This window comes from Aeromonas sp. R1-1 (assembly GCF_040908495.1).
Classification (GTDB): Bacteria; Pseudomonadota; Gammaproteobacteria; order Enterobacterales; family Aeromonadaceae; genus Aeromonas; species Aeromonas veronii.
The window spans coordinates 1-21,553 of sequence record NZ_JBFODV010000120.1 but is presented as its reverse complement, the minus strand read 5'-3'; the positions used below and the strand labels follow the sequence as shown (position 1 = coordinate 21,553).

The window sequence follows — 21,553 nt, the reverse complement described above, 5'->3', positions numbered from 1 at the left end:
GCAGGTGTTGAAAGGCTGGGGTATCCATGATGGTAGACCTCAAGGTGATGGCCTACTTCAAGATTAGCCTTTCAACACGTAATTGGGACATAGCCATAAAAAAGCCCCGCACTGGGCGGGGCTGAAAGTGATGAAAAACACAAAACAGACAATTACACACAACAAAGGCTCACACGCACAGTCAACCTTTCCCAAACCCGATGCGCCATCGCCCTTGGGAAAGGCGGGTCTTGCGACCCACCTCATGTTAACGGTTGACTGCTATCAGTTCAGTTCGGTGACACGGCTGGTGCGCTTGCCATCGAAGCTGGTGGTACGCAGGTAGACCTTGCCATTCACGCTCGGCTTGGCCGCGGCGTCATAGGCACTCCAGTTGGTACCGTCCAGGCTGTACTGGATGGGCAGACCCGGCAGATCCACGTTCGCTTCCAGCACACCGTTCACTACCTTGGCCCCCGGTACGGAGAGGCGGTATTCAACACCGGCCTGATCCAGTTTCGGCAGCACGCGCTGACCCAGTACGTTGGCAAACTGGTTCCACTCTTTGTTGAGGGTGGCCTTGTTGACGAACTTGGTCTCACCGGAGAACTCGCGGTTCTTCACGTAATCCAGCTCGAAGCCACCTTTGTGCCAGGCACGCTCGGCCACGGAGAAGATACGCGGGTAGACCATGTACTCATACTGAGCATCGGTACGCACGGTTTCACTCCACTGCTGACCGGAGATCCCCTTGAACTTGACCGGATCCTGGTCACCCTTGGCCACGAAGGCGTTGCCGTCGCGGTCAACCGAGGTCTCGGCGTTCTGCGGCAGGTTTTCCGGGGCGAAGGCGAACACCTTGCGGGTGTCGTTGAAACGAGTTGCCCAGTAGTAGCCACGCTCGGCCGGGTGTACTTCGTTCGGGAAGTCGAAGTAGAGGTAATCCGGGTTGGACAGCACCACTTCGTAACCCTTGTGGGCCCACTTCATCGCTTCATTGAAGCCACCCCAGTAGAGGGTTTCCCAGAAGTTGACGCGGGTGTTGTCGGTGGCGAAGTCCTTGGCACCGCTGGCGTACTTCAGACCATCTTCCCACGCCTGCAGGGTAGAGAAGCCGCGGTCTTTGACCATCTGGCCCACTTCCTTGGCGAAATAAACCGGCAGTTCGCCCACTTCCTTGATCTTGCCTTCGTCGATCATCTTCTGGCACATCGGAGACTTGCCAAACGGCTTGTCCTGCTTGCTGGAGTCGACGTTGCCTTTCCAGGCGACCAGCTCTTCTTTCTTGGTGACGGCCGGATCCTGATAGCCACCGCCCTGCATGATGTTCTTCGCCTCATCACCACCGTAGTGCCATGCGGTCAGCGGCTGACCGGCAGCCTGGTGCATCTGGGCAACTTCATCCATTACCTTGGCCACGAAGGTAGCAGCACCCGGCTGGCAAGGGTTGATGAAGGACATCTTGTCGTAGAACTGGACCGAGGTGACGTTGGAGGTATCAGCCGGATCAGTCAGACGGAACTGGTTGGCTTCCGCTTCTTTGCCTTCCGCCATCAGACGCTTGTAGCGCGCTTCCATGGAGACCACGGCAGCACGGGCGTGAGCCGGCATGTTGATCTCGGGGATCACGGTCACACCGCGGGCCTTGGCATAACGCACCAGATCCACGTAGTCAGACTTGCTGTAGAAACCGGAACCCTGGTTGTCGCTGGTCGGGCCGGAACCCAGTTGCGGCATCAGGCACTTGGTTTCGGACTCGTCGTGGCAACGCTGGCTACCGACCTGGGTCAGCTCCGGCAGACCCGGGATCTCCAGACGCCAGCCTTCATCGTTGGTCAGGCCAAGGTGCAGCACGTTGAGCTTCATGGCAGACATCTGGTCAACCAGCTTCTTCATGGTATCCAGACTGCGGAAGTGGCGGGCCACGTCGGTCTGCATGCCGCGGTATTCGAAGCGCGGCGCATCCTCGACGGTCATCGGGCTCACCAGCTTGTCATCAACACCCAGCAGGGAGATCAGGGATTGTGCACCCCAGAATGCCCCGTCGATGTCGCGACCCTGGATCACGGTGCCCTTCTGACCGATGGTCATGTCATAACCTTCAGCCTGCTTGAGCTTGCTGCCGAGCTTGATGGTCACCGGGTAGCCGGTGTCGGAGAGGGTAACACCCAGCTTGGTCAGTTGAGCCTTCAGGGCCTCGGCGCGATCGCTCGGCAAATCCAGGGCATTGAGTTTGATGGTAGAGAAGTCGATTTGCGGACCAGCCTTGACCACCTGCTTCATCGGGGTCGGCAGGATCTGGTTGTCAATCTTGCCAGCCGGCAGCAGGGTGCTGGTCTGGTTGGCCGCGAAACGGGTCTCGCTGTTCATCAGGATGTTCTTGTCATCCTTGGTACGCTTCCAGCCATCGGCCGGCATCGGCTTCTCGTAGGTGCTGGCATCATTGATGTTGCTCATGCTGGCCAGTACTTTCGGCTCGGCACCTTCGCTGGCGACATACCAGTTCGGCATGATGTCAGATTCGAACAGTACCCAGTATTCCACCACCAGCGGCACTTCGACCGTGGCATCCTTGGCAAAGCCCTGGAACTTCTCGGTTGGCGTCAAACGATAGAGATCGCCGGTCAGGTGAGTGATGGTGAACTGGTCGTTATCCACACGCTGGATACGACGGATGGAAGAGACGTAGATGCTCCAGTCTTTGGAGGTGACGTCCGCACCGGTATTGGTCAGGTGCAGCTTGGCAACGCCACAGCTCGCCCACTCGGAACCCAGCGCCTGGCAATCGAGGCCGGCACCGGCACCGTCGTTGGTGACCACTTCATACTTGACCACCAGGTTGTTGGCGAGGGAGTCGACCACGGCCTGCTTGGCGGCATCGGCTGCCTGGACCTGGCTGACAAAAACGGTAGACATGGCAATGGCTAACAGAGAATGTTTCAAGTTCATAACTGCTGCTCTCATTTGAAGTAAAGGTTGGATTTTCTTGGCTTTTTTATATGGGGCCCCTGAGCGGGGCCCTTAGTTATGTCAACAATGGACTTAGACTTGAGGTGAGCGAGTCGCTCGATTAACGCAGGGCTTTCATCTCACCGGCGATGATTTCGGCCAATGGGCCCAGAATCACCTGCAGGTTCTGCTCACCGAGTTTGACCACACCGGCCGCACCCAGGGCTTTCAGCTTGCGCTCATCGACGATGCTGCGGTCTTTCAGAGTCAGACGCAGACGGGTGATGCAGGCATCGATGGAGACCAGGTTCTCTTGACCACCCAGCACTTCCAGGTATTGCTTGGCCAGCTCGGTACGGTTAGTAGATTGAGCGGCAGCCGGAGCACTCTCTTCGTCATCTTCACGACCCGGGGTTTTCAGGTTCAGCTTGGCAATCACTACGCGGAACACGGTGTAGTAGAGGCCGAAGAAGACCAGACCCTGAGGGATCAGCATGTACCAGTTGGTCGCCAGCGGGTTACGGCTGGAGAGCACCATATCCACCAGACCGGCACTGAAACCGAAACCGGCCATCCACTGCATGGAGGCAGCGATGAACACGGAGATACCGGTCAGTACGGCGTGGATGACATACAGTACCGGCGCCACGAACATGAAGGAGAACTCGAGCGGCTCGGTTACACCGGTGAAGAAGGAGGCAAAGGCAGCTGCGATCATGATGGAGGCAACTTTCTCTTTGTTCTCTTTCTTGGCGGAGTGGTAGATGGCCAGAGCGGCACCCGGCAGACCGAACATCATGATGGGGAAGAAGCCAGCCTGGTACATACCGACCACGCCTTTCACCTGATCCAGGCTCTTGCCAGCGGCCAGAGCAGCATCGATGGTAGCCTGACCACCCAGGAAGTTCGGGATGTCGTTGATACCGGCCACGTTGAACCAGAACACGGAGTTCAGGGCGTGGTGCAGACCAATCGGGATAAGCAAACGGTTGAAGAAGGCGTAGATACCGGCACCGGTAGAGCCCAGGCTGACAATGGATTCACCAAAGCTCACCAGACCACCGTAAATTACCGGCCATACCGCCATCAGGACGAAGGATACGACGATCATCACGACGGACGTTACAATCGGCACCAGACGACGGCCAGAGAAGAAGGAGAGTGCCTTGTGCAGCTCGACGCTGCTGAAGCGGTTGTACAGCTCTGCGGCGATAACACCACACAGGATCCCCACAAACTGGTTGTTAATCTTACCAAAAGCAGCCGGTACCTGATCAAGTGGAATCCCTTTGATCATAGAAACAGTCGCCGGGCTCAACAGGGTGGTCACTACCAAGAAACCGACCAGACCGGCCAGTGCGGCAGAACCGTCTTTATCCTTGGACATACCGTAAGCAACGCCCACCGCAAACAGGGTGGACATGTTATCAATCAGTGCCGAACCCGCCTTAATCAGAAAGGCAGCCAGCGCGCTGTCACCGCCCCAACCATTCGGGTCAATCCAGTAGCCAACCCCCATCAGGATCGCTGCGGCAGGCAATACCGCTACCGGCACCATCAGGGCACGGCCGATCTTTTGCATATAACCGAGAATGTTCACGGTTCCTCTCCTTAGTTAATGTTTTTCTAGAAATTAAGTGCTTATCACGTTTGACGCATAAGCCATCAAGGCTTGATTGGCAGTCTAGGGCTTTTATTTCGCTGCGCAAATTAATAAACCGATAATCGTGATCGTTATCACCCAAACAAGATAAAGGTGGTGGATAGATGTGGCTTAGTTCGCAATCTTTATTTACGCTATAAAACAACTTGAATCCGTCTTAGCCAATTGCCACCGCCAAACCGGTCGCAACCCGACACAGAGGTATCCCATATGCGCCTGATCCCGTTGAAATCTGCCAGCCAAGTAGGCCTGTGGTCTGCTCGTTACATCGTTGACCGCATCAACGCGTTCAAGCCGACCAGCGATCGCCCTTTCGTACTGGGCCTGCCCACCGGTGGCACCCCGCTCAACACCTACAAGCGCCTGATCGAGTTGCACAAAGCCGGTGAAGTGAGCTTCCAGAATGTGGTCACCTTCAACATGGACGAGTACGTCGGCCTGCCGGAAGATCACCCGGAGAGCTACCACAGCTTCATGCACAACAACTTCTTCAGCCACATCGACATTAGTCCCGAGAACATCAACATCCTCAACGGCAATGCCGAGGATCTGGTGGCCGAGTGCAAGCGCTACGAAGAGAAGATCAAGTCCTACGGCAAGATCCACCTGTTCATGGGTGGCGTGGGTAATGACGGCCACATCGCATTCAACGAGCCGGCTTCTTCCCTTTCCTCCCGCACCCGGGTCAAGACCCTGACCGAAGACACCCGCATCGCCAACTCCCGCTTCTTCGGTGGCGACATGGAGCAGGTGCCCAAACTGGCCCTGACCGTGGGTGTCGGCACCCTGATGGATGCGGAAGAGATCATGATCCTGGTCACCGGTCACGGCAAGGCACTGGCCCTGCAGGCCGCCGTGGAAGGCAGCGTCAACCACATGTGGACCATCTCCACCCTGCAACTGCATCCGAAGGGAATGATGGTGTGCGACGAGCCCTCCACCATGGAGCTCAAGGTCAAGACCGTTCGCTACTTCCAGCAGCTGGAAGCCGCCAACATCGGCCGTCTGTAAGGAGTCGTCATGTACGCATTGACCAACTGCACCCTCTACACTGGCAGCTGCGTGCTGACCGGCTACGGGGTGCTTATCGAGGGCGACAAGATTGTCGCCATCTCTCACCTGGCCGAACTGCCTGCAGGCATCGAGCTGATTGACCTCAAAGGCGCCAACCTGACTGCCGGTTTTATCGACGTGCAGCTCAACGGCTGTGGCGGTGTGATGTTCAACACCGAGATCACGGTCGAGACCCTGGCAATCATGCAGGCGGCCAACCTCAAATCCGGTACCACCAGCTTCCTGCCGACCCTGATCACCAGTCCGGATGCCGACATGAAGCAGGCCGTTGCGGTGACCCGTGACTACATGGCTGCACACCCCAACGAGGTGCTGGGCGTCCATCTGGAAGGGCCTTACACCAACCTCAAGCGCAAGGGGATCCACCCTGCCGCGCAAATTCGCCAGCCAGCGGACGAGATGATCGACTTCTTCTGCGCCAACGCGGATACCATCACCAAAATCACCCTGGCACCGGAGCGCAACGAGCCGGCCCATATCCGCCGTCTGGTGGACGCGGGCATTCTGGTCTCGGCCGGTCACACTGCCGCCAGTTACGATCAGGCCATGGCCGGGTTCGATAACGGTATTCGCTTTGCGACCCACCTCTACAACGCCATGACCCCGACCCTCAACGGTCGCGAGCCGGGCGTCGTGGGCGCCATTTACGATCGCAAGGATGTCTATGCGGGCATCATCGTCGATGGGCACCATGTGCACTGGGCCAACGTGCGTCTGGCTCACAAGGCGCTGGGGGAGAGACTGGTGCTGGTCACCGATGCCACCGCGGCAGCCGGAGCGCCGGAAGGCTTTGAGAAATTTGATTTTTGTGGCACCACCGTCTTTTTACGCGATGGTCAGTGTGTCGACGAGAATGGTACACTCGGCGGTTCCTCCCTCACCATGATTGAGGGGGTGGAAAATCTGGTCAAGCAGGTCGGATTACCGCTCGATGAAGCACTGAGAATGGCCAGCCTCTACCCCGCTCGCGCCATTGGATGGGACTCACGTCTCGGTAGTATCCAGGTCGGTAAAGTAGCCAACCTCACTGTCTTCGATCAGGACTTCACGGTCCGTGGGACCGTGGTTAACGGACACTACACACAACAGTGACATCATGACTGGCGGACAAATAGCAAACGTAGATCTTATCAAGCAGGTCAACAGTGCAGCCGTGTATCGGCTCATCGACCTGCAAGGCCCCATCTCCCGGGTCAAGATTGCCGAGTTGAGTCAGCTGGCCCCGGCCAGCGTGACCAAAATAACCCGGCAACTGATCGAGCATGGCCTGATCAAGGAGACCTCTCCGCAAGCCTCAACCGGCGGGCGGCGTGCCATCTCCCTGACCACCATCAAACATCGCTTTCAGTTTGTCTCTGCCAAGCTGGGCCGCGGCTACCTGCAACTGAGTCTCTATGACCTAGATGGCAAGGAGCTCGACCAGCACGTCATTCAGGTGACCGAGATCGACCAGCAACCCGTGGTCGACATGCTGCTGCGAGAGATTGGCGCCTTTATCGATGCCAACCGCGAACGCTGTCGCAACCTCATCAGCATCGCGCTGACCATGCCGGGTCTGGTCAACCCGGAATCCGGTATGGTCATCTACACCCCCAAGTACCAGATCCGTAATCTGGGGTTGGCGAAGCTGCTTGAGAACCACTTCAACCTCCCCTGCTACGTGGGCAACGACACCCGCTCGCTGGCACTGGCCGAACACTTCTTCGGCGAGTCCCGCGACTGCATGGACTCCATTCTGGTGAGCGTCCACCAGGGGACGGGCTCCGGGATCATCACCAAGGGTCAGGTGTTCCTCGGTCAGAACCGCAACGTCGGCGAGATCGGCCATATTCAGGTCGAGCCGCTCGGCAAGCGCTGCCACTGTGGCAACTTCGGCTGCCTCGAGACCATCGCCTCCAACGAAGCGATCATCGACAAAGTGAAGGAGCTCATCAGCCGAGGTCACCAGAGCGCGCTGCAGGAGAAGCACATCACCATTCAGGAGGTGTGCAAGGCGGCGCTGGCGGGCGATGAACTGGCCCGCAGCGTCATCGAGAACGTGGGTGAGCATCTGGGACGAGCAGTGGCCATCACGGTCAACCTGTTCAACCCGCAGAAGGTACTGATCGCCGGCGAAATCACCGCCGCCGAAGAGATCCTCTTCCCGGCCATCCGTCGCTGCGTCGAGCATCAATCCCTGCCGAGCTTCCACCGTGGCCTACCCATCGTGAAAGCCCGCTTCCAGAACCAGCCGACCTATGGCGGCTTTGCGCTGGTCAAGCGCGCCCTGCTGGAGGGGGATCTGCTGCAGATCATCATGGAGCAGAAGTAAAACACTGATCTTGCGAGATAACCAAACGGCAGCCACTGGCTGCCGTTTTCTATTGTGTGCTTGCTGGCGGTTTAGCCCGCCCGGCACGGTTTGAACAGATCCAGAGCCCCGTCGTAAACCTTGGTCTGCACATCCATGATCCCCAGCATGGAGTGAAAGAGGTTGTCATGGGAGAAGCGCTGACTGCTCGCCTCCGCCGCCAGGCAACCCATATCAAGCTGGCGATCGGCCTGCAACTGGGGCGAGAACCAGGTCAGCAGCGGCACCCGTGTCTGATCATCCGGCGCAAACTTGTATGGCGTGCCGTGCAGATAGAGCCCCATGGCCCCAAGGGATTCGCCGTGATCGGAGAGATAGACCAGCCCCACATCATACTGGCTCTCCAGCGACTTGAGCTTGTCTATCAACAGCCCCACCACCTTGTCGGTGTAGCGGATGGTGTTGTCATAGGTGTTGACCAGCTCTTCGTTGCTGCAGTTTTCGATGTCGCTGCGCGGGCAGTCCGGCATAAAGACGCGCTCGCTGGCAGGATAACGACGAAAATAGGTCGGGCCATGGCTGCCCATCAGATGAAAAGCCACCAGCTTGTTGCCCTTCATGCCGGCAATCTGCTGATCCAGCCCCTCCAGCAGCACCTCGTCATAGCAAGACTCCCCCTGACAGAGCGCAGGATAGGATTTGGGAAGGATCTCGATGGTCGGCACATTGCGACACACCCCTTTGCAGCCGCCATCGTTCTCTTTCCACAATACCGAGACTCCGGCATGTTGCAGCACATCGAGCAGGCCGTCACGGGAGCTGGCAAGCTGGTCATCGTAGCCACGGCGCGTGAGGTTGGAGAACATGCAGGGCACCGAAACCGCAGTAGCAGTCCCGCAGGAGCGCACATCTTTGAACGACACCACTCCCTGCTCTTTTGCCGTAAAGCTGTTGGTCGCCTTGCCATACCCGTTAAGGGAGTAGTTCTGGCTGCGCGCCGTCTCCCCCACCACCAGGAACATCAAAGTCGGCTTGCTTCCCCGTGCCACCACCCTGGCATCGGTCCCCAGATGCTGGTAGGGGATCGGCGTGGCAAACAGCACATCCCGCCCATATTTATAGAGGCCGTGCACATAGTTGGCGGGCACAATCTCTTTGGCCAGCGACTTGTTGTTGCGCCCGACCGAGGCGTAATCCTGATAGTAAAGTGACGCGACGCCCCCGATAAACAGCAGAGAGATAGCCAGTGCACCAGCCCGCAACGCCAACCCCTGATACCAGCGAGCCGGATAGCGGATCCGCAGTGACCAGAGCACCAGAACAGGCAACAGCCCGGTCAGCAGAAACCAGAGTGCAACGGAGCCATTCAAATAGGCCCCCGCCTCACCGCTGTTGGTCTCTACTATGTTCTGGATCATGCCTGCATCAAAGATGACGCCGTATTTGAGCATGGCGTAGCTGACGATGGAGCCAGTCAGAATGAGTACGGTAAAAAAGGGCTTGAGCACAAACCGGAACGTGAAGGGAATAAACACGGCATTGAGCGCCGCGATCAGCACCAGCGGGATCGAGATGGCAAATCCGGCTTTGACATGGGTCAGGGCGCTGAGCACCGTATAGAAATGCAAAAAGATTGGCCAGTTCAGAACCAGGGCAAAAAAGAGCACCAGCAACAAATTGGTCTGCAGTACACCGAGGGTTACACGCATAAACAACTCCTACATACCGGCCTGCAGCGCAGCGGGCCGGCCAAGCCAACAAAAACGACGGGGCCAGCGTAGGAAGTAAAACTTAAGCGCGAATTAAGAGGAGAAGCACGGCGCTCGTGCGCACCATCACAGCACGGGGTGCTCCGCAGCCCCGAAATGGATTTTTAGTTGTCTATCCATCGGATTTTGCTAGCTTGTTGAGTAGGCATTCACGAAATGCAGGTTAACCGATGGCACTGATCCAAGCCTCGATAGAGCAATTGAGAGTAGGCCACTATATCCATCTCCCCACGGGATGGACCAACCACCCGTTTATGTTCAATACCTTCAAGATCAAGGATCAGCAGCAACTCGACATTCTCCGTCATCTTGATCTCACCCTGCTGATGGTCGACCCCGACAAGAGCGATCTACCTATCGAGCCGCTGCTGCGCGGCGATATCCCGGATGCCGGGCCTGATCTTGATGAGCTGGAAGAGCTGATTGCCTCGGGCCCGCCCCCCTTTGACGAAAAGGCCTTTCGCCGCTCCATGCGCGCCGCCGACAAAGCCTTTGGCCAATCCATGAGCGAGCTGCGCGATGCACTCGGGGCGCTGAACCTCAAACCGGATGAGGGGCTGGCCAATACCGCCCAGATCGTCCGCAATGCCGCCTTCACCCTCAGTCAGCATGAAGGGCCTCTCGGGCTCCACCTTATTCGCAGCCCCCACACCGATATCTTGCTGCAACACAGCCTCAATGTGGCTTTCATTGCCATGCTAATGGCACGCGAACTCGGCATGAACCCCATCGAGATTGAGGAGACGGGACTTGCGGGACTTATCCACGACATCGGCGAACTGAAAATCCCGAGCCAGATCACCCAAAAACGGGGGGATCTCAACAAGGCCGAGCAGAACTTCCTCAATATGCATCCCCAGTACGGATTTGACATGCTGACCCAGCTCAACGCCTTTGAACCGAAAATCCGTCAGGTCGCCCATCTGCACCACGAACGGCTCGACGGCAGCGGTTATCCGCTCGGGATCAAGGGCGGGGAGATCCCGCCGCTGGCCCGACTGATCGGGCTGGTCGACTTCTACGACGAGCTGCTCCATCCCCGCAACAGCGGTAACCCGGCCGCGCCGAGTCAGGCCATCAGCCAGCTCTACAAGTTATCCCAGAAGAAGTTCGACCAGAATCTGGTCAAGTTGCTGGTCAAGGTGCTGGGGGTCTATCCGCCGGGTTCACTGGTGAAACTTTCCGACGAGAGCATTGCGCTGGTGCTCTCCACCGAGCCCACCATGCCCCTCAAGCCGAAGATCCTGCCCTATATCAAGGCCCAGCGGCCGGAAGCGGTCGCAATGATCGATCTGCGGGAAGATGAACGCACCATCACTGCTTTTATCAAACAGGAAGAGCTCGATGAGGGACAACGGCAGTTCTTCAACCTGACCCGCCGCTTCTGCTACTACTTTGCATTCTGAGTTATCCCCAGAAGCTGGGGATAACTCATTGGACAAACCGGAATAATTGCTCAAACCCCCATCAGAAGGTTGCCAACTGACCATGTATAAAAAACGCCCAGCCAAGGGGCCGGGCGGAGCATGCCACCTCCGTGTGGCGTATCCAGCGGATACATTCATGCTCCATCCATCAATATCAACCCGCTGCCGCTTACACAAATATCAATTTAACATGCTGATTTAATATGGTTTTATCCACTTGTTCTGGCAAACTGACGGCCCGTTGCGCCCAGTTGGGCCAGCAGAACAAGATCCTGATCACACTTATTCACGGGCTGAACATTTTTTCAGCTGGCTTATGAGGAGCGTTTTTTATGCAGTTGGTCCTCTCCTTGCTGCAACAGATGAGCGTCAGCCTGGTGATCGCCTATCTCTTCTCCAAAAGCCCGCTGCTGCGCCCGCTTGCCAACTATTCAGTGAGACTACCTCACAAGATACTGATATACATCATCTTTTCCAGCTTTTGTATCCTCGGCACCTATGTGGGCCTCGATATCGACGATGCCATCGCCAACACCCGGGCTGTCGGCGCCGTCTTGGGGGGATTATTGGGGGGACCGCTGGTGGGCTTTCTGGTGGGGCTGACCGGCGGTCTGCACCGCTATACGCTGGGGGGATTTACCGATCTCGCCTGCGCCATCTCCACCACTTGCGAGGGGTTGCTTGGGGGCATAGTGCACTGGCGACTGATGCGCTCGGGGCGAACGGATGCCCTGTTTGAACCACGCATCGCCTTCTTTACCACTCTCTATGCCGAGATCATGCAGATGGTGATCATCCTGCTGGTGGCGACCCCGTTCGACAAATCCCTGCTGCTGGTGCGCACCATCGCCACCCCGATGATTCTGGCCAACTCCTGTGGCGCGGCGCTCTTTATCAGCATGATCCGCGACCAGCAGCGGATGTATGAGAAGTTCTCCCGGGTCTTCTCCGCCAAGGCGCTCAATATCGCCAACCGCACAGTGGGGATCATGAGTCAGGGCTTTACCCCGGAGGCGAGCAACAAGATTGCACGCATCATTCAGGAGGAGACAGGCGTGGGGGCGGTCGCCATCACGGACACCGAGCAGCTCCTCGCCTTTATCGGCACCGGCGAAGATCACCATCTGCCGGGTACCCCCATTGCGTCAGCCATCACCATGCAGGCCATCGCCCAGAACAAGGTGCTGTTTGCCGATGGCAACAGCCAGCCCTATCGCTGCAGCCTCTCCTCCGCATGCCAGCTGGGCTCGGTGCTGGTGATCCCGCTGCAGGGGGACAAAGGAGTGATCGGCACCATCAAGCTCTACGAGCCGAAGAAGCGGCTGTTTCTCAAGATCAACCACACCCTGGGGGAAGGGATTGCCAACCTGCTGTCACAACAGTTGCTGGCCGGCCGGCTGGAGCAACATCAGCGGCTGCTGGTGCAGTCCGAGTTGAAACTTATCCAGGCCCAGATCAACCCCCACTTTCTGTTCAACACCCTCAACACCATCAGTGCCATCACCCGGCGCGATCCGGACAAGGCGCGGGATCTGCTGCTGCATCTGTCGCTGTTCTTTCGCAAGAACCTCAAACGCCAGAGCGGCCTTGCGACTCTGCAGGAGGAGCAGGAGCACTGCCAATCCTATCTGGAGATCGAGCTGGCCCGTTTTGGCGATCGGCTGACGGTGATAAACGAGATCCCGCCCCATCTGGCCACACTGCGACTGCCCAGCTTCACTCTGCAACCGCTGATCGAGAATGCCATCAAGCACGGCATCTCGACTCTGCTGGAGCAAGGGCGTATTCGCCTCTGGACCGATGAGCATCCCGCCAGCGTCACCATCCATGTGGAGGACAATGCTGGCGCCTGGCAACCGCGTCCGGCCGGTGACGGGCTGGGCATGACCATCGTCGACCGGCGGCTCAAAAGCGCCTTTGGCGAACGCTACGGCGTGACCATAGAGTGTGAGCCGGAGCAGTGGACCCGGGTGTCGTTCACCATTCCCAAGGAGCAACCATGATCCGCACACTGATAGTTGATGACGAACTCTACGCCCGTGAGGAGCTGAAACAGCACCTTGCCTGCGATCCCGCCATCGAGATGGTGGGGGAAGCGGCCAACGCCATAGAGGCGCTGCCGCTTATTCAGCGCCTCAAGCCTGATGTGGTGTTCCTCGATATCCAGATGCCCAAGCTGAGCGGTATGGAGCTGGTCGCCATGCTCGACCCCCTGCCCCGTATCGTCTTTGTTACCGCCTTTGACGAATATGCCATTCAGGCCTTTGAAGAGAACGCCTTCGACTACCTGCTCAAACCGGTGGAGCCCGCGCGCCTCGCCAAGACCCTCGCTCGCCTCAAGCAGGATATCTCCCCGCAGCCCATCGAGCGGCTGGCCCCCACCATCGAACATATTCCGGGCTATCTGCACAATCGGGTCAGGCTGCTGCCCATCGCGCAGGTGGAGTATGCCTTTTCCGATCTGGGCGGGGTCCATGTGGCCTGTCAGGGCGAGCTGTTCCACACCCAGCTCACCCTCAAATCGCTGGAAGAAAAGAGCCCGCTGCTGCGCTGCCACCGCCAGTATCTGGTCTCCCCCAATGCCATCTTCGAGATCCGGCTGCTGGATAACCAGCTGGCAGAGATTGTCACCCCGAGCGGCGCCCGGGTGCCGGTCAGTCGTCGCTACCTAAAGGAGCTCAAAGATCAGCTGGGGCTGGACTAAGCCGCGGAGTGTGCGCCTGATCACAGCCGCCGACCGCTCGGCGCGCCAAAGCGCCGCTCGGGGAGTTTCACCTGCCAGTCAGGCGCAACCGTTTTAGACTCGCTCTGCACACTAAAAAATAACAATGCAGGAGCGTAGCAATGATCTGGTTCTTCCTCTGTGTCGGCTTACTTGTGGCCGGCTACTTCATATACGGCAAATTCATCGAACGGATATTCAGCCCGAAACCCGAGCTGAAAACCCCCGCCATCACCATGGCTGACGGGGTGGACTATGTCCCGATGTCGGACAAGAAAGTCTATCTGGTTCAACTGCTCAACATCGCAGGCGTTGGCCCTATCTTTGGCCCCATCCTGGGTGCCCTCTACGGCCCGGTCGCCATGCTCTGGATCGTCTTTGGCTGCATCTTCGCCGGTGCGGTACATGACTACTTCTCCGGCATGCTGTCGGTGCGCGCCAAGGGGGCCTCGGTGCCAACCGTGGTCGGTGAGCATCTGGGCACAGCCGCCAAGCACTTCATGAACCTGTTTGCCGTGGTGCTGCTGATGCTGGTGGGCGTGGTATTCGTGCTGAGCCCGGCCGGCTTGCTCGCCAACCTCACCTCCACCGATCTGGTCTACTGGATTGTGGCGATTTTTGCTTACTACATCCTCGCGACCATAGTCCCCATCGACAAGATCATCGGTCGCTTCTATCCCATCTTCGGCGCCCTGCTGGTCTTCATGTCGGTCGGCCTCATCGTTGGCCTGATCGCCTCCGGCAAAGGCTTCTACAACACCGGGATGGACTTCTCCAACCTGCACCCGACCGAACTGCCGCTGTGGCCGCTGCTCTTCATCACCATCGCCTGTGGCGCGGTATCAGGCTTCCACGCCACCCAGTCACCACTGATGGCGCGCTGCATGCAGAACGAAAAATCCGGCCGCTTCATCTTCTACGGCGCAATGATCGGTGAAGGGATCATCGCCCTTATCTGGTGCACCCTGGGTCTTTCCTTCTACGACAGCACCGAAGCGCTCAACGCTACCATGGCCAACGGCGGCCCGGCAGCCGTGGTACATGAAGTCTCCACCAGCCTGCTCGGCACAGTCGGCGGCATTCTGGCCATCCTCGGCGTGGTGATCCTGCCCATCACCTCCGGTGACACCGCGTTTCGCAGTGCTCGCCTGATCGTGGCGGACTTCCTGAAGATGACCCAGAAGCCGCTGGCCAAGCGTCTGCTGATTGCCATCCCCATGTTTATCCTTGGTTTCATCATCTCCAAGGCTGAATTCGGGGTGATCTGGCGCTACTTCGGCTGGGCCAACCAGACCACCGCCGTCATCATGCTGTGGGCTGCGGCTGCCTACCTCATCAAAGAGGGCAAGCTGCACTGGATCTGCACCATTCCCGCCATGTTCATGACTGCTGTTGTGATCACCTATCTGGCCAACGCCCCCATCGGGTTCGGGCTGGAGATGGGGACCTCCACCATCATCGGCCTGACTGCAACGGCGGCCATTACCGTGGCCTTCCTGATGAAGTTCCGCCAGCCGCTGGTCAGCAGTACCAGCGAAGGGTAAAAACAGCAAAAAATGCAGCGAAAGCAGCACAAAAAAGGCGCCTGATGGCGCCTTTTTTAATGACAAAAAAACTAATAATGCAACTGTTGAACGGCTTCAGCTTCAATACAGCGAATAGCTTTAAGATTCCGGGCGAACTGACGATAAATGTGTGATTCTTAATTGCTTTAGTGCTTGTTGGAACCAATGATTAAGCTGTGCGTCATGCCAGTGGAGGTTATAAATGGCCCTTGATTATTTTGCACTTGGTCTGCTCGTCTTTGTCGGGCTGGTCATTTTTTATGGCGTCATCGTTATCCACGATATTCCTTACGAGATTGCCAAACATCGGAATCACCCTCATCAGGATGCCATTCACGTGGCAGGCTGGGTAAGCCTGTTTACCCTGCATGTGCTGTGGCCCTTCCTCTGGATCTGGGCAACCATCTATCGCCCCGATCGCGGCTGGGGCTTTAGCCAGCGGCTGCAAAAAGATGAAGAGGAGCTGGCGGCCCTCAAGCAGGAGTTGGCGGATCTGAAGAGCCGTATCAACACTATCGAACAGAGTGAGCAACAGGGATAAACCATGGACCTGCTACTGATCCTGACCTACACGGCGCTGTGTGTCGCCATCTTCAAAATCTTCCGCATCCCGCTCAACAAGTGGACCGTCCCCACCGCAGCACTGGGTGGCGTGCTGCTCATCGGCACCTTGATCATGCTGATGAACTACAACCACCCCTACTCCGAGATGGCGCGCAACTACTACGTCTCCACCCCCATAGTGCCGCTGGTTAAGGGCCGGGTCGTTGAGGTTCCGGTGCAGGCCAACCAGCCGGTGAAAAAAGGCGACGTGCTGTTTCGCCTTGATGATGAGCCGTTCCGTCTGAAAGTGGATAGCCTCACCGCACGGGTCGAATCCAACCGCGAGCACCTCAAGTCCATTGAGGCAAGACTGCGCTCCGCCAGGCTGGATCGGGATCGTGCCAGCGACCTGATGCGCCGTGGCGTGGGCAAGCAGCGCGACCTCGACGTCACCCAGGCCAACGTGGATGACATCGTGGCCCAGATTGACCAGCAGAAAGCCACCCTGAACGATCTGCAAGCCCAGCTGATGGAAGCCAAGTACCAGCAGTCCCAAACCGTGGTCTATGCCCCGAGCGATGGCCATGTGGTGCAGCTTGCCCTGCGTCCAGGCATGATCGCCACCCCGTTTATGTACCGTCCGGTGATGACCTTCATCCACAAGGATGACACTGCCTACGTCGGCTGGTTCTGGCAGAACAGCATGCAACGACTGGCGGTGGGTGATGAGGCCGAAGTGGTGATCGATGGCGTACCCGGCAAAATCTTCAAAGGCAAGGTGACAGCCGTGGTTCCGGCCATTGCCGCCGGTAACGTGCAGGCTAACGCCGGTCTGCTGGATCAGACCACGGCGGTGCGTCCGGGTCGCCTGCCGGTAGTCATCTCCATTACCGACCCCGAGTGGGCCAAGTATCAGGTAATAGCAGGCTCCAGCGGGCAGGCTGCCATCTATACCCACTACTTCCACCATGTATCTGTGATGCGCAAAGTACTGCTGCGCATGGCAAGCTGGATGAACTACATCTTCCCGTTCCATTGATCAGCACCCAAGCACCCTGCGGGCCGGCATCATGCCGGCCCGCTGTTTTTGTGACGGCAAGCACCCTATAATGGCGCCATCCTGCACCACCCCACATCGACACACCCAAGCCTGCATGTTCGTTCTCAGACCCTATCAGACCGACGCCGTCAACGCCGTGATCAGCCACTTTCGCAAACACCCGGATCCCGCCGTGGTAGTGCTGCCCACCGGTGCCGGCAAGAGTCTGGTGATCGCCGAGCTGGCCCGCAAAGCGCGCGGCCGGGTGCTGGTGCTGGCCCACGTCAAGGAGCTGGTGGAGCAGAACCACGCCAAGTACGAGGCGTGGGGGCTCAAGGCCGACATCTTCGCCGCCGGACTGGCTCGCAAGGAGGCGAGCGCCCAGGTGGTGTTTGGCTCGGTGCAGTCGGTTGCCCGCAATCTGGCTGCCTTCGACGGAGCGTTTTCGCTGCTCATCATCGACGAGTGCCATCGGGTCTCGCTCGATGATGACAGCCAGTACCATCAGGTGATCGATCATCTCAAGGCTACCAATCCGGCCCTCAAGATCCTTGGTCTCACCGCCACCCCCTATCGGCTCGGGCTGGGCTGGATCTACCGGCGCCACTACCACGGCATGGTCAAAAGCCACGGCGAGCGGCTGTTCGGCGACTGCGTGTTCGAGCTGCCCTTGCGTTTTATGGTGAAAAACGGGTACCTGACGCCGCCCCGCATGGTGGATGCCCCCATCGTTCACTACGACTTCAGCAAGCTGGTGCCGCGGGAGAACGGCCTCTTCAGCGAGGCGGATCTCAACGGCGAGCTCAAACGCCAGCAGCGGGTCACCCCCCATATCCTGAGTCAGGTGCTGGAGTATGCCGCCGACCGGCAAGGGGTGATGATTTTCGCCGCCACCGTCGAGCATGCCCGTGAAATCCACGGTCTGCTTGGCGCCAGAGGCCAGCAGGCGGCCCTTATCACCGGCGAGACACCGGGGCCGGAGCGCGATGCTCTAATCAACGCCTTCAAGGCGCGGGAGCTCAAGTTTCTGGTCAACGTGGCGGTGCTCACCACCGGCTTCGACGCCCCCCACGTCGATCTTATCGTGATGCTGCGCCCCACCGAGTCGGTCTCGCTCTATCAGCAGATCGTCGGGCGGGGCTTGCGCCTCTCGCCGGGCAAGGAGGATTGTCTGGTGCTCGACTACGCCGGCAACAACTTCAACCTGTTTGCCCCCGAAGTGGGGGAGCCTCGCCCCCACGCCGGTACCGAGCCGGTACAGGTGCCCTGCCCCGCCTGCGGTTTTGCCAACACCTTCTGGGGCAAAACCGACGAGGATGGCAAGGTGATCGAGCACTACGGTCGCCGCTGTCAGGGGCTGTTTGAAGATGATGAGGGTAACCGCGAGGAGTGCGACTACCGCTTTCGCGCCAAGATCTGCCCCGGCTGTGGCGCGGAGAACGACATCGCCGCCCGCCGCTGCCAGAGCTGCGATCAGCTGCTGGTCGACCCTGACGACAAGCTCAAAGAGGCGCTCAATCTCAAGGATTGCATGGTGATCCGCTGTGCGGGGCTAACCCTCACCGCAGGGCGCGGCAAACAGGGGGAGCGGCTGGAGGTGACCTACCACGATGAGGATGGGCTGACCCTCAGTGAATACTTCGGATTTCACTCCCCGGGCGCACGGCGCTTGTTTCAACAGCACTTTGTGCGTCATCATTGGCCCGCCCCGGGGCTGGAGCCCGAATTTGCCACCCTGGCGAGCGTGCTGGCCGCTCAAAGCCAGTTCCGTCATCCGGATTTTGTCATCGCCCGCAAATCGGGTCGCTTCTGGCAGATAAAAGAGAAAATTTTTGATTATGAGGGTCGCTATCGTACCGCCAACTCGATGACATGATGGCGACCGGCATACATGGCATGAATTGTGTTATCCCGTCGATCCCGCATCGGCTGGTTGAATTATCAGGGTCGGCACCACTGCCGGGCCCTTCGTCACGTTAGAGGATGTTATGCAGCGGCTGTTGATTGGTTTTTGTGCTCTCTTTTCTTCTCTGGCGGCTCATGCCGCCCCGCTGACGCCCCCTCAGGGTGGCCAGTACGCCATCATGGTGCAGGGCAATAACGGCGTCGAGTTCGCCCGCCACGCCGATCAGATGATCGCCCCCGCCTCCACCATGAAGGTGCTCACCGCGCTGGCGGCCCGCCTCGAGCTGGGTGCCGACTTCCGCTTCGCCACCGATATTCAGGCCCAGCCCGGAGCCAAACAGGGTGACACCATCAACGGCGATATCTGGATCAACTTCGTCGGCGACCCCACCCTCTCCCGCATGGATCTGCTGGCCCTGTTCAAGCAACTAGGCGTCAGCAGCATCAAGGGCAATGTCTACGTCAACACCGGCGCCTACAACGGCTACGAGCGCGGCAATGGCTGGTCGTGGGGAGATCAGACCCTCTGCTTCGCCGCTCCTGTCTCCTCGGTCATCATCGACAAGAACTGCGCCTACGGCACCATCACTGCCACCCAGATTGGCAAACCGGCGGTGGGCAATGTAGCTACCGGCGTCCCCATCGGCATCGGTGCCGACAACGTGGAAGTGATGAGCTATGGCGACATGGCGCGCCAGTTCTGCGCACTGGAAGTGGACATGGCCAAGGGCAACTTCTACGAGCTCAAGGGCTGCATCACTCCGAACAAGGAGCCGCAGGGTCTGCGTTTCGCCATTCACGATGTGGAGGCTTGGGGCTGGGACAACATCCGCTGGGCGATGAACCGGGCCGGTATCAAGCATGATGGCCTGCTGCGGGTCACCCACAAGGCCCCTGAAGGGGCTGAGACCCTCGGCACCCACTACTCGGTCTCCCTGCCGGTGATGCTCGCCAAGATGCTGAAGAAATCGGACAACCTCTATGCCGATACCTTCCTCAAAACCGTGGGTCGTCACTACTACAACAAGCCGGGCAGCTATCGCAGCGGCACCATGGCGGTGCGCGCCATCCTGACCAAGAACGGCATCGATCTGGGCAACGCCACCCTGGCCGATGGCTCCGGTCTCTCCGCTCACAATCTCATCAGCGCCCGTCAGATGATGTCGGTGCTCAACTTCATCCAGAAGAATGATGCCGAGCTTGGCCTGATCAAGCTGCTGCCAAGCTCTCAGGTGGATGGCACCCTGGCGTGGCGCCGCAGCGTCACCGCCCCCATGATGAAGAACAAGGTCCATGCCAAGACCGGCACCATCACCGGCACCTCCAATCTGGTGGGCTTTATCGACACGGCAGGCGGCCAGCGCAAGGCGTTCGTGATGTTCCAGCGTGGCCTGTCCCAAGATCCGGCCACCCATGAGCGCTACCGTGCCAGCAAGGCGCCGTGGCCCTGGACCGTATTCGAGAAGGGGGTGCTGGAGAGCATCTATCAACAGCAGCCGATCCAGATCGCCGATGAGAGCTGAGCCAATAGGCCCACTCGAATCACGGTATCGATAATTTCGGCTTCAAGTCGCCACAAGGCAGGGCTATGCTGTTGCCTGCCTCATATCAACGGCCATACATAAACGGCTTAAAAAACGGAGAGAAAATATGTTTGCAGTGATTTTTGGTCGCCCGGGTTGCCCCTACTGTGTCCGTGCCGTACAGATCGCCGAGCAGCTGACCGAACAGCGCGATGACTTCAAATTCCGCTACGTGGATATCCATGCCGAAGGGATCACCAAAGAAGATCTGGCCAAGAGCGCCGGCAAGCCGGTCAATACCGTGCCGCAGATCTTCCTGGACGAGCAGCACATCGGCGGCTGTACCGACTTCGAAGCCTACGCCAAAGCGAATCTGGGTCTCTACCAGTAATGCCTGCGGGTCATCCCGAACGGGTTGACCGCCAGAGCGTAAAAAAATCCGGCGCCATCAGGCGCCGGATTTTTTTATTAGCGGAACTCGCACCATCCCTTGTCAGGAAGTCACAGACTGGAGTCAGGGAGTCACAGACTGGGCGGCAAAGCGCGCAATGATGGGGTTGTGATCCGAACTGTCGGTCGCCGGTGAACTCACCTCAACCAGGTCCAGATTGCGGTAGTAGAGGTGATCCAGCGGGCGACCGAAGGCGGTGCGGCGCAGGTCAGGCACCGGCACGGCCTCTTGTAGCCCCAGCTCGTCCACCAGCTTGTTCAGCCAAAACTGACGCTTGTCGCTCCAGGTGTTGAAATCACCGGCCAGGATCACCGGCCCCTGATGGCGGCGCACCAGCGCAGTCAAATCGTTAAGCTGCTCGCGGAAGGTCGCCATCCCCAGCTCGAAATTGACCGCATGGATATTGATGACCATCACGCCATCAGGATCGCCCTGCAGCGGATAGAGGCTCACCAGCCCGGATTTGGGAATGCGCAGCAAGGGTTCGGGAGAGCGCACGCCACAGACGAACGCCTGCGGGGTCTTGGCCACCGTCATAACCCCGAACGACACGCCGCCCTGGGTGAAGGCTTGCAGCTGTTGCCACTGGAAATCACCGGCGCGCAGCCAGTCGAGCATATCTGGACGGGTGGCCGACTCTTGCAGCAGCACCAG

The 21,553-nt window shown here is 58.5% G+C and carries 16 protein-coding genes; 12 read left to right on the top strand and 4 right to left on the bottom strand.

Going from position 1 to position 21,553, the window contains the following annotated elements; genetic code table 11:
- Positions 1-264: 264 nt before the first annotated feature.
- The gene (locus AB5Y92_RS07170; protein ID WP_368226175.1) at positions 265-2,928 is read right to left on the bottom strand and encodes a beta-N-acetylhexosaminidase; all 2,664 of its coding nucleotides are present in this window, start codon (positions 2,926-2,928) and stop codon (positions 265-267) included.
- 121 nt (positions 2,929-3,049) lie between these two features.
- Positions 3,050-4,528 carry an N-acetylglucosamine-specific PTS transporter subunit IIBC gene (gene nagE, locus AB5Y92_RS07165; protein WP_368226172.1) on the bottom strand — a complete coding sequence of 493 codons (1,479 nt, stop codon included), beginning with the start codon at positions 4,526-4,528 and terminating at the stop codon, positions 3,050-3,052.
- Positions 4,529-4,801: 273 nt separating this feature from the next.
- On the opposite strand from nagE, the gene nagB reads away from it, so the two are divergent.
- The 3 genes from nagB to AB5Y92_RS07150 are packed head-to-tail and all read left to right on the top strand — an operon-like array spanning position 4,802 to position 7,976.
- Positions 4,802-5,602, top strand: coding sequence for a glucosamine-6-phosphate deaminase (gene nagB, locus AB5Y92_RS07160; protein WP_368226169.1), 801 nt, complete (start codon positions 4,802-4,804; stop codon positions 5,600-5,602).
- 9 nt (positions 5,603-5,611) lie between these two features.
- Positions 5,612-6,757 carry an N-acetylglucosamine-6-phosphate deacetylase gene (nagA, locus tag AB5Y92_RS07155; protein WP_368226167.1) on the top strand — a complete coding sequence of 382 codons (1,146 nt, stop codon included), beginning with the start codon at positions 5,612-5,614 and terminating at the stop codon, positions 6,755-6,757.
- A gap of 4 nt (positions 6,758-6,761) precedes the next feature.
- Complete coding sequence (locus tag AB5Y92_RS07150; protein ID WP_005334312.1) at positions 6,762-7,976, top strand: ROK family protein; 1,215 nt, start codon at positions 6,762-6,764, stop codon at positions 7,974-7,976.
- Positions 7,977-8,047: 71 nt separating this feature from the next.
- On the opposite strand, the gene AB5Y92_RS07145 is transcribed toward AB5Y92_RS07150, so the two are convergent.
- Positions 8,048-9,664, bottom strand: coding sequence for a phosphoethanolamine transferase (locus tag AB5Y92_RS07145; RefSeq protein ID WP_164537183.1), 1,617 nt, complete (start codon positions 9,662-9,664; stop codon positions 8,048-8,050).
- A 230-nt stretch (positions 9,665-9,894) separates the two neighbouring features.
- Between AB5Y92_RS07145 and AB5Y92_RS07140 the strand changes: the two genes are divergently transcribed.
- The 9 genes from AB5Y92_RS07140 to AB5Y92_RS07100 all read left to right on the top strand — a co-directional run bounded on the left by AB5Y92_RS07140 (position 9,895) and on the right by AB5Y92_RS07100 (position 20,839).
- Positions 9,895-11,130 carry an HD-GYP domain-containing protein gene (locus AB5Y92_RS07140; protein ID WP_042080247.1) on the top strand — a complete coding sequence of 412 codons (1,236 nt, stop codon included), beginning with the start codon at positions 9,895-9,897 and terminating at the stop codon, positions 11,128-11,130.
- A 353-nt stretch (positions 11,131-11,483) separates the two neighbouring features.
- Positions 11,484-13,154, top strand: coding sequence for a LytS/YhcK type 5TM receptor domain-containing protein (locus AB5Y92_RS07135; protein ID WP_368226165.1), 1,671 nt, complete (start codon positions 11,484-11,486; stop codon positions 13,152-13,154).
- Positions 13,151-13,855: a two-component system response regulator BtsR gene (gene btsR / locus AB5Y92_RS07130; RefSeq protein ID WP_120415261.1), complete on the top strand. Its 705-nt coding sequence runs from the start codon at positions 13,151-13,153 to the stop codon at positions 13,853-13,855. The genes AB5Y92_RS07135 and btsR overlap by 4 nt, the downstream gene beginning before the upstream one ends.
- 140 nt (positions 13,856-13,995) lie before the next feature.
- Positions 13,996-15,417: a carbon starvation protein A gene (locus AB5Y92_RS07125; protein ID WP_005350521.1), complete on the top strand. Its 1,422-nt coding sequence runs from the start codon at positions 13,996-13,998 to the stop codon at positions 15,415-15,417.
- A gap of 223 nt (positions 15,418-15,640) precedes the next feature.
- Complete coding sequence (locus AB5Y92_RS07120) at positions 15,641-15,979, top strand: DUF3302 domain-containing protein (protein ID WP_005337862.1); 339 nt, start codon at positions 15,641-15,643, stop codon at positions 15,977-15,979.
- Positions 15,980-15,982: 3 nt separating this feature from the next.
- Positions 15,983-17,020, top strand: coding sequence for an HlyD family secretion protein (locus tag AB5Y92_RS07115; protein ID WP_064336863.1), 1,038 nt, complete (start codon positions 15,983-15,985; stop codon positions 17,018-17,020).
- Positions 17,021-17,135: 115 nt separating this feature from the next.
- Positions 17,136-18,896: a DEAD/DEAH box helicase gene (locus AB5Y92_RS07110; protein WP_368226161.1), complete on the top strand. Its 1,761-nt coding sequence runs from the start codon at positions 17,136-17,138 to the stop codon at positions 18,894-18,896.
- Between the two features lie 112 nt (positions 18,897-19,008).
- Positions 19,009-20,448, top strand: coding sequence for a D-alanyl-D-alanine carboxypeptidase/D-alanyl-D-alanine-endopeptidase (gene dacB, locus AB5Y92_RS07105; RefSeq protein WP_058056004.1), 1,440 nt, complete (start codon positions 19,009-19,011; stop codon positions 20,446-20,448).
- A gap of 94 nt (positions 20,449-20,542) precedes the next feature.
- Complete coding sequence (locus tag AB5Y92_RS07100; protein WP_223849348.1) at positions 20,543-20,839, top strand: GrxA family glutaredoxin; 297 nt, start codon at positions 20,543-20,545, stop codon at positions 20,837-20,839.
- Positions 20,840-20,962: 123 nt separating this feature from the next.
- Here AB5Y92_RS07100 and AB5Y92_RS07095 read toward each other — a convergent pair.
- Positions 20,963-21,553 (bottom strand): endonuclease/exonuclease/phosphatase family protein (locus AB5Y92_RS07095; protein ID WP_368226158.1); only part of this gene is annotated, 591 nt, incomplete at its 5' end.

Excerpts from the sequence above, each read along its gene's own strand:
- AB5Y92_RS07170 (WP_368226175.1), bottom strand. The coding sequence starts at position 2,928 with ATGAACTTGAAACATTCTCTGTTAGCCATTGCCATGTCTACCGTTTTT.
- nagB (WP_368226169.1), top strand. The coding sequence starts at position 4,802 with ATGCGCCTGATCCCGTTGAAATCTGCCAGCCAAGTAGGCCTGTGGTCT.
- nagA (WP_368226167.1), top strand. The coding sequence starts at position 5,612 with ATGTACGCATTGACCAACTGCACCCTCTACACTGGCAGCTGCGTGCTG.
- AB5Y92_RS07150 (WP_005334312.1), top strand. The coding sequence starts at position 6,762 with ATGACTGGCGGACAAATAGCAAACGTAGATCTTATCAAGCAGGTCAAC.
- AB5Y92_RS07145 (WP_164537183.1), bottom strand. The coding sequence starts at position 9,664 with ATGCGTGTAACCCTCGGTGTACTGCAGACCAATTTGTTGCTGGTGCTC.
- AB5Y92_RS07140 (WP_042080247.1), top strand. The coding sequence starts at position 9,895 with ATGGCACTGATCCAAGCCTCGATAGAGCAATTGAGAGTAGGCCACTAT.
- AB5Y92_RS07135 (WP_368226165.1), top strand. The coding sequence starts at position 11,484 with ATGCAGTTGGTCCTCTCCTTGCTGCAACAGATGAGCGTCAGCCTGGTG.
- btsR (WP_120415261.1), top strand. The coding sequence starts at position 13,151 with ATGATCCGCACACTGATAGTTGATGACGAACTCTACGCCCGTGAGGAG.
- AB5Y92_RS07125 (WP_005350521.1), top strand. The coding sequence starts at position 13,996 with ATGATCTGGTTCTTCCTCTGTGTCGGCTTACTTGTGGCCGGCTACTTC.
- AB5Y92_RS07120 (WP_005337862.1), top strand. The coding sequence starts at position 15,641 with ATGGCCCTTGATTATTTTGCACTTGGTCTGCTCGTCTTTGTCGGGCTG.
- AB5Y92_RS07115 (WP_064336863.1), top strand. The coding sequence starts at position 15,983 with ATGGACCTGCTACTGATCCTGACCTACACGGCGCTGTGTGTCGCCATC.
- AB5Y92_RS07110 (WP_368226161.1), top strand. The coding sequence starts at position 17,136 with ATGTTCGTTCTCAGACCCTATCAGACCGACGCCGTCAACGCCGTGATC.
- dacB (WP_058056004.1), top strand. The coding sequence starts at position 19,009 with ATGCAGCGGCTGTTGATTGGTTTTTGTGCTCTCTTTTCTTCTCTGGCG.